At 64.8% G+C, this 13,816-nt stretch carries 13 protein-coding genes and 1 pseudogene; 3 read left to right on the top strand and 11 right to left on the bottom strand.

What is annotated here, in order from left to right:
- Positions 1 to 26 precede the first annotated feature (26 nt).
- The 7 genes from ACSKB9_RS30145 to ACSKB9_RS30115 form a co-directional block, all read right to left on the bottom strand.
- Positions 27 to 887 carry a D-amino-acid transaminase gene (locus ACSKB9_RS30145; RefSeq protein ID WP_028332971.1) on the bottom strand — a complete coding sequence of 287 codons (861 nt, stop codon included), beginning with the start codon at positions 885 to 887 and terminating at the stop codon, positions 27 to 29.
- A 332-nt stretch (positions 888 to 1,219) separates the two neighbouring features.
- Positions 1,220 to 1,951: an amino acid ABC transporter ATP-binding protein gene (locus ACSKB9_RS30140; protein ID WP_057015476.1), complete on the bottom strand. Its 732-nt coding sequence runs from the start codon at positions 1,949 to 1,951 to the stop codon at positions 1,220 to 1,222.
- A gap of 69 nt (positions 1,952 to 2,020) precedes the next feature.
- Positions 2,021 to 2,713 (bottom strand): amino acid ABC transporter permease, encoded by a 693-nt coding sequence (locus ACSKB9_RS30135; protein WP_225162205.1) that lies wholly within the window; start codon positions 2,711 to 2,713, stop codon positions 2,021 to 2,023.
- 2 nt (positions 2,714 to 2,715) lie between these two features.
- Positions 2,716 to 3,447, bottom strand: coding sequence for an amino acid ABC transporter permease (locus ACSKB9_RS30130; protein ID WP_050385176.1), 732 nt, complete (start codon positions 3,445 to 3,447; stop codon positions 2,716 to 2,718).
- 152 nt (positions 3,448 to 3,599) lie between these two features.
- On the bottom strand, positions 3,600 to 4,517 hold the full coding sequence (locus tag ACSKB9_RS30125; RefSeq protein ID WP_225162203.1) for an amino acid ABC transporter substrate-binding protein: 918 nt from the start codon (positions 4,515 to 4,517) through the stop codon (positions 3,600 to 3,602).
- A 30-nt stretch (positions 4,518 to 4,547) separates the two neighbouring features.
- On the bottom strand, positions 4,548 to 5,411 hold the full coding sequence (locus ACSKB9_RS30120) for an alpha/beta fold hydrolase (protein ID WP_253637894.1): 864 nt from the start codon (positions 5,409 to 5,411) through the stop codon (positions 4,548 to 4,550).
- Between the two features lie 113 nt (positions 5,412 to 5,524).
- Positions 5,525 to 5,824: a hypothetical protein gene (locus ACSKB9_RS30115; protein ID WP_438077648.1), complete on the bottom strand. Its 300-nt coding sequence runs from the start codon at positions 5,822 to 5,824 to the stop codon at positions 5,525 to 5,527.
- Positions 5,825 to 6,211: 387 nt separating this feature from the next.
- On the opposite strand from ACSKB9_RS30115, the pseudogene ACSKB9_RS30110 reads away from it, so the two are divergent.
- From ACSKB9_RS30110 to ACSKB9_RS30100, 3 genes and pseudogenes are all read left to right on the top strand, one after another.
- Positions 6,212 to 7,178, top strand: a pseudogene (locus tag ACSKB9_RS30110) (Bug family tripartite tricarboxylate transporter substrate binding protein).
- 237 nt (positions 7,179 to 7,415) lie between these two features.
- The gene (locus tag ACSKB9_RS30105) at positions 7,416 to 7,901 is read left to right on the top strand and encodes a tripartite tricarboxylate transporter TctB family protein (RefSeq protein ID WP_028332964.1); all 486 of its coding nucleotides are present in this window, start codon (positions 7,416 to 7,418) and stop codon (positions 7,899 to 7,901) included.
- 6 nt (positions 7,902 to 7,907) lie between these two features.
- Positions 7,908 to 9,416: a tripartite tricarboxylate transporter permease gene (locus ACSKB9_RS30100; RefSeq protein ID WP_028341157.1), complete on the top strand. Its 1,509-nt coding sequence runs from the start codon at positions 7,908 to 7,910 to the stop codon at positions 9,414 to 9,416.
- A 256-nt stretch (positions 9,417 to 9,672) separates the two neighbouring features.
- Here ACSKB9_RS30100 and ACSKB9_RS30095 read toward each other — a convergent pair whose 3' ends face one another.
- The 4 genes from ACSKB9_RS30095 to ACSKB9_RS30080 form a co-directional block, all read right to left on the bottom strand.
- The gene (locus ACSKB9_RS30095) at positions 9,673 to 10,518 is read right to left on the bottom strand and encodes an IclR family transcriptional regulator (RefSeq protein ID WP_438077647.1); all 846 of its coding nucleotides are present in this window, start codon (positions 10,516 to 10,518) and stop codon (positions 9,673 to 9,675) included.
- Between the two features lie 247 nt (positions 10,519 to 10,765).
- Positions 10,766 to 11,863, bottom strand: coding sequence for an MFS transporter (locus tag ACSKB9_RS30090; RefSeq protein WP_438077645.1), 1,098 nt, complete (start codon positions 11,861 to 11,863; stop codon positions 10,766 to 10,768).
- Positions 11,864 to 11,882: 19 nt separating this feature from the next.
- On the bottom strand, positions 11,883 to 12,053 hold the full coding sequence (locus tag ACSKB9_RS30085) for a hypothetical protein (protein WP_438077644.1): 171 nt from the start codon (positions 12,051 to 12,053) through the stop codon (positions 11,883 to 11,885).
- Between the two features lie 142 nt (positions 12,054 to 12,195).
- A complete protein-coding gene (locus ACSKB9_RS30080; RefSeq protein WP_438077642.1) occupies positions 12,196 to 13,581 on the bottom strand; it encodes a M20 family metallopeptidase in 1,386 nt (461 codons plus the stop codon).
- Positions 13,582 to 13,816 lie beyond the last annotated feature (235 nt).

Genomic DNA, 13,816 nt, shown 5'->3' with positions numbered 1-13,816 from the left:
GACGATAAAAAAGTCGCTCCGGGTAGTCAGACCGCCGTCGCGCGGGCGAACTCGACGTAGATCTCGCGCAGGCGGTCGGTGATCGGGCCGACCTTGCCGCCTCCGACCTTCTTGCCGTCGATCGCGACCACGCCCTGCACGAACACGGAAGCGCTGGTGATGAAGGCTTCCTTGGCGGCGAGCGCTTCCTCGATCGTGAAGGCGCGCTCCTCGATGCGCAGCTGGCGTTCCTCGGCGAGCTTGACCACCGCCTTGCGGGTGCAGCCGGGCAGGATCTCGTTGCCGTTCTGCCGGGTCACGATGACATCGTCCTGGGTGACGATGAAGGACGAGGACGAGCCGCCCTCGGTGACCTTGCCGTCCTCGATCATCCAGGCTTCGCCGGCGCCGGCCGCGGCCGCCGCCTGCTTGGCCAGCACCTGCGCCAGCAGCGCCACGCTCTTGATGTCGCGCCGTTCCCAGCGGATGTCGGGCACCGTGATGACGTTGATGCCGGTCTTGGCCGAGGGCGCGTTGATGATGTCCTTTTCCGAGGTGAACATCACGAGCGTCGGCTTGACGTCGGCCTTCGGGAAGGCGAAGTCGCGGCCCTTGTCGGCACCGCGGGTGACCTCGAGATAGACCATGCCGTTGACGAGGTCGTTGCGCGCAACCAGCTCCTTCTGGATCTCCTCGATCCGCTCCAGCGTCTCCGGCAGCGCGAGCTGGATCTCGCCGACCGAACGCTTGAGCCGCGCCAGATGCGAGGCGTTGTCGATCAGCTTGCCCTCGAGCACCGCCGCCACCTCGTAGATGCCGTCGGCGAACAGGAATCCGCGGTCGAAGACCGAGACCTTGGCCTCCGAATGCGGCACGAACGAGCCGTTGACGTAAGCGATCTTTTCCACGCGAGTTCTCCTGCGGACGAAGGGGGTTTCAGGCCTTCGTATACGCAAATTGTTAACGGGGGAAAACCCTGTAGCCGCCGTCATTCCGGGGCGATGCGCAGCATCGAACCCGGAATCTCGAGATTCCCCCTACGCAATTGCGTACCTGCGGTCTGGTCCTTCGGACCATCCCGGAATCACAGCCAGGCCCTCCACGTCATTGCGAGCGAAGCGAAGCAATCCATAGTGCCGGCTACGCGGATGGATTGCTTCGTCGCTTCAGCGCAAAATTGCTTCGCAATTTTGTCGCGAGCTCCTCGCAATGACGGAGGGGCGTCCGGCGCTCCCTCAGCTCAGTGCTGCAGGATCTTCGACAGGAACTTCTGCGCGCGGTCGCTGCGCGGCGTGCCGAAGAAGTCGGCCTTCTTGGCGTCCTCGACGATCTCGCCGCGGTCCATGAAGATGACGCGGTCGGCGACCTTGTTGGCAAAGCCCATTTCGTGGGTCACGACCATCATGGTCATGCCCTCGCGGGCGAGGTCCACCATCACGTCGAGCACCTCGCTGATCATCTCCGGGTCGAGCGCCGAGGTCGGCTCGTCGAACAGCATGGCGATCGGGTCCATCGCCAGCGCGCGGGCGATCGCGACGCGCTGCTGCTGGCCGCCGGACAGCTCGGCGGGAAACTTCTTCGCGTGATCCTTCAGCCCGACGCGCTCCAGAAGCTTCATGCCCTTGGCGGTGGCGTCCTCAGACTTGCGGCCGAGCACCTTCTCCTGTGCGAGGCGGAGATTGTCGATGATGCGCAGATGCGGAAACAGCTCGAAGTGCTGAAACACCATGCCGACGCGCGAGCGCAGCTTCGGCAGGTCGGTCTTGGGATCGTTGACCTTGACGCCGTCGAGCGTGATGTCGCCCCCCTGGATCGGCTCCAGCGCGTTGACGCATTTGATCAGGGTCGACTTGCCCGAGCCGGACGGGCCGCAGACCACCACCACCTCGCCCTTGGCGACGCTGGTGGTGCAGTCCTTCAGCACCTGGAAGCTCGGCCCGTACCATTTGTTGACGTGGTTGATCTCGATCATGATGGCTCAGCTTTTTTGTTTAGGCATGACCTTGTCGGAAAACCGGTTCCCACTTTTCCGGGTCATGCCTCAGCGAACGATGGCAATGCGCGCCTGCAGGCGGCGAACGCCGTAGGACGCGATACAGGAAATGACGAAGTAGACCAGCGCGGCGAACAGATACATTTCGACCAGGCGGCCGTCGCGCTGCGCGACCTTGCTGGCGGCGCCGAGGAAATCCGGGATTGACAGCACGTAGACTAGCGAGGTGTCCTGGAACAGCACGATGGTCTGCGTCAGCAGCACCGGAAGCATGTTGCGAAACGCCTGCGGCAGCACGACGTAGCGCATCGACTGCGCGTAGGTCAGGCCGAGCGCGCTGGCCGCGGCCGGCTGGCCCTTCGAGATCGACTGGATGCCGGCGCGCATGATCTCGGAGAAATACGCCGCCTCGAACGCGATAAAGGTGATCAGCGAGGAGGCGAAGGCGCCGACCGTGATCGGCCGCGACGCGCCGGTCAGCCACTGCCCGATATACGGCACCAGGAAGTAGAACCAGAAGATCACCAGCACCAGCGGCAGCGAGCGGATGAAGTCGACATAGAAGCCCGCGATGCGCCCGAGCACCTTGTAGCTCGACAGCCGCATCAGGGCGATCAGGGTGCCGAACACCAAGCCGCCGAACGCTGCGAGCGCGGTCAAGGTCAGCGTGAAGCGCATGCCCTCCAGGAACAGGTAGGGCAGCGAGCGGCGGATGACGTCGAAATCGAAACTGCCGATCATCGTCATTTGCCCGTGATGTAGCCGGGGATCGCGACATAGCGCTCGAGGAAGCGCATCGCGGTCACCACGACGAAATTGAGGAGCAGGTAGAGCACGGTTGCCGCCGTGAACGCCTCGAACACCTGGAACGAGAACTCCTGCATCGAGCGGGCCTGGCCGGTCAGTTCGATCAGGCCGATGGTGATGGCGACCGCGCTGTTCTTGATGGTGTTGAGGAATTCGGAGGTCAGCGGCGGCAGGATGATGCGGAATGCCATCGGCAGCAGCACGTAGCGATAGGTCTGCACCGTGGTGAGGCCGAGCGCGGTCGAGGCCTGCTTCTGCCCGCGCGGCAGCGAGGTGATGCCGGCCTGCAATTGCACGGCGACGCGCGCCGACATGAAGAAGCCGACGCCGATCGCGGCGGTCCAGAACGGCGCATTCGGCAGTTGCTTCAGCCACAGCCCGGCCGACCGCGGCAACAATTCGGGCAGCACGAAGAACCACAGGAACAGCTGCACCAAGAGCGGCATGTTGCGGAAGAACTCGACCCAGCAGAAGCCGATCCACGACGCGGTCCGCGACGGCAGCGTGCGCAGCACGCCGATCACCGAGCCGGACACCAGCGCGATGATCCAGGCCAGCACCGACACCTTGACGGTGACCACCAGCCCCGACAGCAACAGGTCGAGATAGGTGCCGGTCCCCATCGGGTTCGGCTCAAGGAAGATGTGCCAGTTCCAATTGTAGTTCACAGGTCCCCCACGCGGCCGTGCCGGTCACGGCATTACGCCGGCATCGCGCGCGGCGTCTATGCAAATGTCCGGCCATTCTCCTCCAAAAATGGCCGGACATGCTAACTTTCAGGACCCGCTGCCAAAAGGAGGCGACGGGTCATACGCAGCGGTCAGTTGACCAGATAGGCATCCGGATCCGGAGAGTCCGACGGCTTCGCAAACTGCTTCTTCATCTCCGGTCCAGCCGGCGAGTTGAGATTCAGGCCCTTCGGCGGGATCTTTTGGGTGAACCACTTGTCATAGATCTTCTGGCCCTCGCCGCTGGTGTAGAGCGCGGCGGTTGCGGCGTCGACGACCTTCTTGAACGGCGCGTCGTCCTTGCGCAGCATGATGCCGTAGGGCTCGGGCTTGGAGAACGCGTCCTTGGAGATCACGTAGTCATCCGGCGACTTCGAGCCGGCGACGAGGCTCGCGAGCAGGATGTCGTCCATCACGAAGGCGACCGCGCGATCGGTCTCGACCATCAGGAAGGCCTCGGCATGATCCTTGGCCGGGATGATATTGACGCTCAGCCCGCGCGCGAGGTTGGCCTCGGTCAGCTGCTTGATGTTGGTGGTGCCGGCGGTCGAGACCACCGTCTTGCCCTTCAGATCGTCGATCGAATTGATCTTGCTCGCCTTCTTGGTGACGTAGCGGCTGGCGGTCAGGAAGTGGCTGTTGGTGAAGGAGACCTGCTTCTGGCGCTCGGCATTGTTGGTGGTCGAGCCGCATTCGAGGTCGACGGTGCCGTTGGCCATCAGCGGAATACGCGTCGCCGAGGTCACCGGGTTGAGCTTGACCTCGAGCTTGTCGAGCTTCAGCTCCTTCTTCACGGCATCGACGATCTTGTAGCAGATGTCCATGGCGTAGCCGACCGGCTTCTGGTTGTCGTCGAGATAGGAGAACGGGATCGAGGAGTCGCGGTAGCCGAGCGTGATCGCGCCGGTGTCCTTGATGTTCTTCAGCGTGCCGGTCAGCTCCTGGGCTTGCGCCTGGCTCGCGCCCAGCGCGGCGGCGAGCGCGAAGCCGATCAGATAGTTGCGTGTCATACGTCTACTCCTTGCGTGGAAACGGTCGTTCTAGTGCGTGAGAATATCAGCGAGGACGGGTGCGATATAGCGGCGAAACAGCTCCGGATTCTCGCTCATCGGAAAATGACCGAGCTGCTCCATGATCGTGACGCTGGCGCCCCCTATTGCCGCTGCGGTCCGCCTCGTATCCTCGGGCGTGCAGGAGAAATCATACTCGCCCGTAAGCAGATAGAGGTTGCATACTTTAGTCTCGATTGACGCGACCCGGCCGCGCAGGTCGCCGTCGACACGGTAGAAATACAGGTCGCCCTTGAACACGCCGGGGCCGCCCTGCTTGTAGGCCCACAGCGTTTCCATCCGCGCAGGCTCTGGGCTTTGCGGGGCGATCAGCCCGGACACCAGCGCGGCGCAGACTTCACCGCCGTGAACATCCGGCCGGTTCAGCCAGTTCGTGTCATACCACGGCGCCTGGAAATCGGCAGCCTCGAGCCCGATCAGCGCGCGGAACTCGGCGGCATATTCGATCGCAAGGTTAAGCACGATGCGGCCGCCGATCGAGCAGCCCATCACCACAGGCTTCTCCAGCCCCAGCGCCCGACAGAAAGCGCGGATGGTCTCGGTGTAGCGCGCAGTGGTGAGTTGGTATTCATCGCCGGTCCAGCTCATCGGCGGATTCGACTTGCCATGCCAGGGCATATCGAAGGCAATGATGCGGAAATTTTCGGCAAATTGCGTATCCGCGAGCAGATGGCGCCACTGCCGCGCATCCGATCCCGCGGTGTGCAGGCAGACCAGCGGAATGCCCGTGCCGTTCTCCTCGAAATAGATCCGGTGCAGCTCGCCGCCGATCTCGACGTGAACGTAGCGGCCGACCATCGGCTCGATGTGGCCGTCCATGATCTTGCCGCTCATGACACGGCCGCCGCGAAATGCTGCCGCGGCAGCGCCAGCAGGTCCTTGAAGTATTGCAGATGCGCCATGAAGGGATGCAGGTCGCCTTCCAGCACGGCCTCGCCGCGCTTTGGTCAGCGCCAGCAGATCGTGCCAGCCGGGCTTCGGCTCGGCCTGCCAATAGGGGCCCAGGCCTGCGGCGTCGCGCGATAGGAAAAGCGCCAGGAGCGCATCAGGACCGGTGAAGGCGCAAGCTCGACGATGCGCCCGCTGCGGATCGCGGCATGAAACGGCCGCGCCATCGGGCCGATCAGGCAGTCGCAATCAAGCAGCCGCCCGCGCGCAAGCAGCCGAGGGGCCTCGTCGAGCAACGCGGGAAGGCCGGCAAACGCCCTCGTCACAGCGTCGTCGGTGGCGTCAGGCGATGGCGTCATCTGTCGGGCGGCGTTCCTGCAGCGGGCGGCGCCATGATGACGGCAAGCGCGCAATCCCGCAAGGCGCCGATGCCTTTGGGTTCCCTTGATTATTCGCTTGACCAAACCCGGCTTGCCGGTCAGGCGCGCACACCCCGCGCCCTCCCGGCACATTGCCAGGAACGGCCAATCCGTCCGACCAAAGGCCGATTGAATTCCGCGGCTCGGCAGGTCGCGCCAAATCGCGGCAGACCAATTGTCGCAGCCGGCGCTTCGAGCGCAATTCGCGCTTCCGTTGCCCGCCCCGTTCTGTCCAATGCGCTCGGTCCCAGCATGACAGGGACGATCATTGCCAACACCGAACAAGACGCGGCCGCGATCGAACGCGGTCATAAGGGAGAGATCGAGATGTCGCACCGCAATCGCTTGATGGTCCTGCTCGCCGCCGCCGGCATGCTGGTGTCAACAGCGGCGCTCGCGCAGGACTATCCGACCAAGCCGATCACGCTGATCGTGCCATGGCCGGCGGGCGGCTCGACCGATATCTCGATGCGCGCGATCGCCGAGAGCGCCTCGAAGGTGCTGGGCCAACCGATCGCGGTCGACAACAAGGCGGGCGGCGGCGGCACCGTGGGCCCCGCGACGATGGCCGCCGGCGCCAAGCCCGACGGCTACACCATCGCCCAGATCCCGATCACAGTGTTCCGCCTGCCCTTGATGCAGGAGGTGTCCTGGGATCCGGCGAAGGATTTCTCCTACATCATTCACCTCACCGGCTACACCTTCGGCGTCACCACCAACGCGGAGTCGCAGTTCAAGACCTGGCAGGACGTGGTCGATTTCGCCAAGAAGAACCCGGGCAAGGTGACCTATGCGACGCCCGGCACCGGCACCTCGCTGCATGTCGGCATGGAGCAGATCGCCCTGATGGCCGGGATCAAGCTGACCCAGGTGCCGTTCAAGGGCGGCGCCGAGACCAATGCCGCCGTGCTCGGCCAGCACACCATGCTGCAGGCGGATTCCACCGGCTGGCGGCCGCTGGTCGATGCCGGCAAGCTCCGCCTGTTGATGGTGTGGACCGGCGCGCGCTCGCCGAACTATCCGGAGGTACCGACGCTGAAGGAGCTCGGCTACCCCATGGTCTATGACTCGCCGTTCGGCATCGCCGGCCCCAAGGGCATGGATCCCAAGATCGTCGCCAAGCTGCACGATGCCTTCAAGAAGGCGATCGAGGACCCGGCGGTGATCGCAACGCTGGCCAAATACGACATGGTGCCGAACTACAAGAACACCGAGGACTACAAGAAGTTCGTGGGGGAGGTCACCGAGTTCCGAGCGCAAGGTGATCGACACGCTGGGGCTGGCGAAGAAGTAGTGTTCAGTCCGCTCCGACGGGACTAGCAACGGGATGCGCGAGAACCAGCCACTGCGTCGTCCCGGCGAAAGCCGGGACCCATAACCACCGAAGATTATTGTCACGCAACGCTGGGGCCACAGCTCGTTTCAACAACCTGACCCCGTGGTTATGGGTCCCGGCTTTCGCCGGGACGACGCGTGGGGAGATGATGGCGCTTCGCCACTTCAGGACGACGGTGACCTAAAGGCACTCCACATGACAGACCAAACCAACGTCAAATTCCGCCTCAACAACTCCGAGCTCTGGGGCGGGCTGATCGGGCTCGGGCTCGGCGCCTTCGTGATCTGGTCGGGCCTCAAGCTGAAGCTCGGCACCATCAACGATCCCGGCTCCGGCTACGTGCTGTTCTACACCGGCATCCTGATGTGCGTGTTCGCGGCCTCGATCATGATCGCGGCGGTCACCGAGGGCGGCCCGACCTTCGCCTCGCGCTGGGAGAATGCGCGCTGGGGCAAGCCAGTGCTGGTCATCGTCTGCCTCACCGCGTTCGCCTTTGCGCTGGAGCCGCTCGGCTTCCTGTTGTCGGCGATCCCGCTGATGCTGTTGCTGCTCCGCGTGATCGATCCGGTGCGCTGGTCGCTGGCGATCCCGCTGTCCATCCTTGCCCCGCTCGGGATGTGGTGGGTGCTGAAGCACCTGCTCGCGATCCAGCTGCCGAGCGGCATGTTCGAGATCGGTTGAGCGCCCATGGATACTCTCGTCAACGTCGCCCACGGCCTCGGCGTCGCGCTGCTGCCGATCAACCTGCTCTACTGCTTCATCGGCGTGTTCATCGGCACGCTGGTCGGCGTGCTGCCCGGCATCGGCCCGATCTCGGCGATGTCGCTGCTGCTGCCGGTGACGCTGTCCGGCACGCCGGAATCCGGCATCATCATGATGGCCGGCATCTATTACGGCTCGATGTATGGCGGATCGACCACCTCGATCCTGGTCAATATCCCCGGCGAAGCGGCTTCCGTCGTCACCTGCATCGACGGCCACCAGATGGCGAAGCAGGGCCGCGCCGGCCCCGCGCTTGGCATCTCCGCCTTCGGCTCGTTCATCGCCGGCACCTTCGCGCTGATCGCGCTGATGCTGGTGGCGCCCTCGCTCGCCAGCGTCGCGATCGCGTTCGGGCCGGCCGAATATTTCAGCCTGATGGTGCTCGGCCTCGTGGTGCTGACATTCCTCACCCAGGGCTCGATGGCCAAGGCGCTGCTGATGGCCTGCATCGGCGTCGTGCTCGGGCTGGTCGGGCTCGACAGCATCACCGCGCAGCCGCGGCTGACCTTCGGCCGCCTCGAGCTGATCGACGGCATCGGCCTCGTGCCGGTCGTGATGGGCCTGTTCGGCGTCGCCGAGGTGCTGCTCAACACCGAGCAGGCGATCAAGCGCGACATCATCAAAACCAGGATCAACCAATTGCTGCCGAGCAAGGAGGACTGGAAGGCCAGCGCCGGGCCGGTAGCGCGCGGCACGGTGCTCGGCTTCTTCCTCGGCATCCTGCCCGGCGGCGGCGCCGTGGTGGCATCGTTCGCCTCCTACGCGCTGGAGAAGCGGCTCTCGAAGCATCCGGAGCGCTTCGGCCACGGCGCGATCGAGGGCGTCGCGGGGCCGGAATCGGCCAACAATTCCGCGGCCGGCGGCGCCTTCATTCCGCTGATGACGCTCGGCATCCCGCCGAACGTCGTGATGGCGCTGCTGCTCGGAGCCTTCGTGATCCACGGCCTGCAGCCGGGGCCGCTGATGATCTCGCAGAACCCGACGCTGTTCTGGGGCATCGTCGCCAGCATGTATATCGGCAACCTGATGCTCTTGGTGCTCAACCTGCCGATGATCGGCATGTGGGTGCAGCTGCTGCGGCTACCCTACAACGTGCTGTTCCCGCTGATCATCCTGTTCACGATCATCGGCGTCTACTGCTCCAGCAACAACGTGTTCGATGTCCACGTCATGATCGCGTTCGGCGTGATCGGCTATTTCATGCGCAAGCTCGGCTACGAGCCGGCGCCGCTGGTGCTCGCCTTCGTGCTCGGGCCGATGCTGGAGAACAATCTGCGCAAATCGCTGATCCTCTCGCAGGGCGATCTTATGACCTTCGTGGAGCGGCCGATCTCGGCGATCTGCCTCGCCTTCGCGTTGGTACTGCTGGTCGGCCCGCTGCTGCCCTCGCTGCGCAAGAAGCGCGAGCTGGTGGCGCTGGATGAGGGGGCGTAGGAGAGCGAGCCCGACTTCAGCCGCGCCGGCAGCGCGCCCCCTCGCCCCGTTCTTACGGGGAGAGGGTTGGGGTGAGGGGCTGCCTCCGCGAGTTCAGAACGCGGTGATACCTGTACCCCCTCACCCGGAACGCATCTGACGATGCGTCATAGCCGAAGCTCTGCTTCGGCGTTCTTGAGAACGGCCGCCAAAGGCGGCCTATGCCTCTCCCCGCACGCGGGGCGAGGTGAAGAGCCGATGCTTGCATCCCGACCGCTCAACCAACCTTCGCCGCACGCCCGTTCTTCGGCGCCTGGGCCAGGGCGCGGGCCAGCACCTGGGCTTCCTTCTTCAGCATGTCGGCGAGCTCGCCTTCGCGGCGGCGGATGCGGTCGGACGCGGCGCCGATCGAGAGCGCGGCGACCACCTCGCCGGCATCGTCGCGCACCGGCACGCCGACGCCGCCCATGCCGGGAAACGCGGCGTCGATCAGCACGGTGTGGCCCGCCTTGCGCGCCATGGCGATCCGCTCGCGCAGGAACTTCGGCGTGATGCGCGGCGATTTCGCCAGCCGCGGCACGATCACCTCGATCACGGCCTCGATCTCGGCATCCGGCAGCCAGACCAGCAGCGCCAGCGCGCCGGCGCCGACACCGAGCGGACGGCGGCTGCCGATCTGCAGATAGTTCGGTTGCAGCGGATGGTTGCCGACCGAGCGCGCCAGATAAAGCGCCTCGACGCCGGAGCGCACCGACAGCAGCGCGGTATCGGCCGAGCGCTCCGACAGCCGGAGCAGGCTCGGCTGCGCCAGCTCGGCGATGTCGACCGAACGGCGCGCGCCGACCGCCATCACCCGCGCCTCCTGGCCGAGCTCATAGGTCTTGGCGCCGGCGACGCGGCTGACGAAGCCTTCCTCGATCAGCGAGTTGAGGATGCGCAGCGCAGTCGCCTTGTTCAGCGAGGTGGTGTCGGCGATGTCGGTGAGCCGCAGCGGCGAGCGCTGCGCCAGCACGCGCAGGATCGCGCACACCTTCTGGATCGCGTTGAACTTGTCGGGTTGGCCCGGCTCCGGCAGTGGCCTCTTGCGGCTGGTCCGTGCGGTCGCAGTCGTGGAGGCGTTCATGCCCTGGCCTTCCTTGCCGTCAATTCCAAATCCTGAACCGGGCAGGACGAAGATGCGCGCCCGGCCGACATCATCCTAGGACGGATGACGTGCGCCGGACACCGTATACTTTCGTCAGATGAAACTTTGATTTCAACTATCTACGCTGCTGTGCAACAATAAGGATATTTGAATTTCGCATCACGAAATCTGATGCGGTTAGCATGATCCTTTCGAAAAACCGCTTCGCACTTTTTCGGATCATGCGCTACGCCAGCCGCAGCCTGCGGATCGTGAACAGCGCGCAGAGGCTGAGGATGCAGACCGCGGTGAGATAGTAGCCCGGCGCGAGCTCGCCGATCGTCGCGAAGCCGCCGATCCAGGTCATGATCGCCGGCCCCATGCCGCCGAACAAGGTGACGCCGATATTGTAGCTGAGACCGAGCCCGGTCGCACGCGTCGCCGCCGGAAACAGTTCCGACATCAGCGCGGCGAGCGGCCCGTAATACAGCGACTTGAGGACGCCGAGCCAGAGCACGCCGATCAGGATGATCATCGGCGTCGGCTTGCCGGTGAGCAGGAGGAAGGCCGGGAAGATCGACACCAGCAACAGCAGCGCGAACAGGATCATGTGGGTGGTGCGTCCGATCTTGTCGGAGACCATGCCTGCGATCGGCGCCAGCAGCGCAACCGCGGTCTGCGCGGCGAACGAGGCGATGAAGCCGACCGACGGCGCGAGGTTGAGCGTCTTCACCACATAGGTCGGCATGTAGACGATCAAATAGTTGACCGCGGTCGACACCGCGAGCGCGCCGATCGCGAGCATCGTGGCGAGCTTCTGCCGCGCGAACACTTCCCTGACCGGCGATTCCTTCTTCGCCGCCGGCGGCGGGGTCGCATCGTCGACATGGTTGCGGATGTAGATGCCGACCGGGCCGATCAGGACGCCGAACAGGAACGGCAGCCGCCAGCCCCAGGACTGCAGATCCTCCGGGCTCATCAGCGAGGTCAGGAGCGCACCGAAGCCCGCGCCCAACAGACCGCTGACGCCCTGGCTCGCGAACTGCCAGCTCGCCACGAAACCGCGCCGCTCCGGCATGTGCTCGACCAGGAACGCGGTCGAGGAGCCGAACTCGCCGCCGGCGGAAAAGCCCTGCACCAGCCGCGCCAGCAGCACCGCGATCGGCGCCAGGATGCCGATGGTCTGATAGGTCGGCATCAGCGCCAGCACCAGCGTGCCGAACGTCATCAGCACGATCGACAGCATCAGCGAGGCCTTGCGGCCGTGCCGGTCGGCATAGGCGCCGAGCACGACACCGCCGATCGGGCGGATCAGAAACGACAGGCCGAAGCTGCCGAAGGTCAACAGCAGCGAGGTGGTCGGATCATTCGGCCGGGAAGAACGCCTTGGAGAGATACACCGCGAAATAGGCATAGACCGAGATGTCGTACCATTCGAGCGCATTGCCGACCGAAGTCGCGACGATCAGGCGGGTGATGTTTTTCTTGTCGACCGCAGTGACGCGCTGAGCGGCGGCCGAAGTTGATAATGTCATCAGAATTTCCTTGGCAGCGTCAGCCAACAAACTTTCCACACGTCATGCCCGGCCTTGTGCCGGGCATCCACGTCATTGTCTCGTAGCGTCAAGACGTGGATGGCCGGGACAAGCCCGGCCATGACGGAGTAATGAGTAAGGCTCAAGACTTCCGCGGGGCCTCGCCGAGGTCCCGGAACAGGCCGGCCATGATGGTCAGCGCCTCCTCGGTCACTGGCAGCAGGATGTGCTCGTCGGGGGCGTGCTGCGAGCAGCCCGGATAGGAATGCGGCACCCAGATCGTCGGCAGGCCGAGGCCTTCGGAGAACACGTCGTTCGGCAGCGAGCCGCCGAAGTTCGGCAGCACCGCCGGCGCCTTGCCAGTGGTGGCGCGGATCGAGTTCGCCGCCCAGTCGATCCACGGGCTGTCCATGTCGGTGCGCGAGGCGGCAAAGCGCTGCGTGCCGGAGACCTCGACCATCGGAAAGCCGTTGTTGTGCAGATGATCCCGCACTGCGTCGATCACCTCGAGATGCCGGGTGCCGACGACGAAGCGGAGCTGCAGCACGGCGTTGGCCTTGCCGGGAATCGCGTTGGCGGGCTTTTCGATATTGCCCGACGACATCGCCAGCACTTCGAGCGTGTTCCAGGCGTAGAGCCGCTCAGCCGCGGTCAGGCCCTCCTCGCCCCAATCTTCCGCCAGCGCCGGTTCGTCCGCCGTCGGCTTGACCTCGACGTCGGCGAGCGCGGCGCGGACGCGGTTCGAGATCGGCGGGGGCTTGAGGATTTCGAGCTTCATGCGACCCTTGCCGTCGACCAGGCTCGCGATCGCGCTCGCCAGGATCGTGGCAGGGTTGGCGAGCACGCCGCCCGAATTGCCGGAATGGTTGCCGCCCTCGCGCAGATTGACGTCGAGATGGATGCGGTTGCCGCCGCGGCAGCCGAGGAAGATGGTCGGCCGCTCCGCCGACAACCGCGGCCCGTCGGAGGCAATGAACAGGTCGGCCTTCAGCTCCTCGCGATGCGCCTCGCAGACCTCGCGCAGATCGGGCGAGCCGATCTCCTCGCCGGTCTCGATGATGAATTTGGCATTGAAGCCGAGCTTGCCGCCGCGCGCCTGCTTCACCGCGCGCAGCGCCGCCATGTTGATCGAATGCTGGCCCTTGTTGTCGGCGGTGCCGCGGCCATAGACGCGCTCGCCCTTGACCGTGGTCTGCCACGGATTGAGCCCGTCGCGCCATTCGCCGACCATGCCGTCGACGACGTCGCCATGGCCGTAGGTCAGCACGGTCGGCCGCGAAGCGTCTTCCTGGTAGTCGGCAATCAGATAGGGCCCGCGGCCGGTCGGCGACTTGATCAGGTGGGTCTTGAAATCGAGCTCGGCGAAGGCCGGTTGCAGATTCTCCACCAGATAGGCGCGCAGCGCATCGGCCTTGTCGGCATTCAGGCTCTCGGTCTGGTAGCCGACCCTGCGGTCCAGTTCCTTCAAGAACTCTCCCGATTGAAAATGCTCTCGCACCTTTGCGATTGCGTCGGCCCGTGTCGCCATGATTGTTCCTTCGTCCGGTCGCGTCGTGGCATGATCGCACCGGAACGCCATGGCTTGGCGTCCCGATCATGCTTCTGGAGGCGCGCAACCTATCGGGATCGGCTCGCGACCGGAAGGGCGCGAAATGCGAATGGGCCTTGCCAAAACGTGGGAAGTCGCAACAAGTTGAAGTGGGACGCCCGGCATCGACCGGGCAGCATTCGAAGCGGCGCGCAAGATTTCGACCAAGGTTTTC

Source organism: Bradyrhizobium sp. BR 1433, assembly GCF_051547665.1.
In the GTDB taxonomy this organism is placed as follows: Bacteria; Pseudomonadota; Alphaproteobacteria; order Rhizobiales; family Xanthobacteraceae; genus Bradyrhizobium; species Bradyrhizobium australafricanum.
This window is presented reverse-complemented; position numbering and strand designations above follow the sequence as displayed.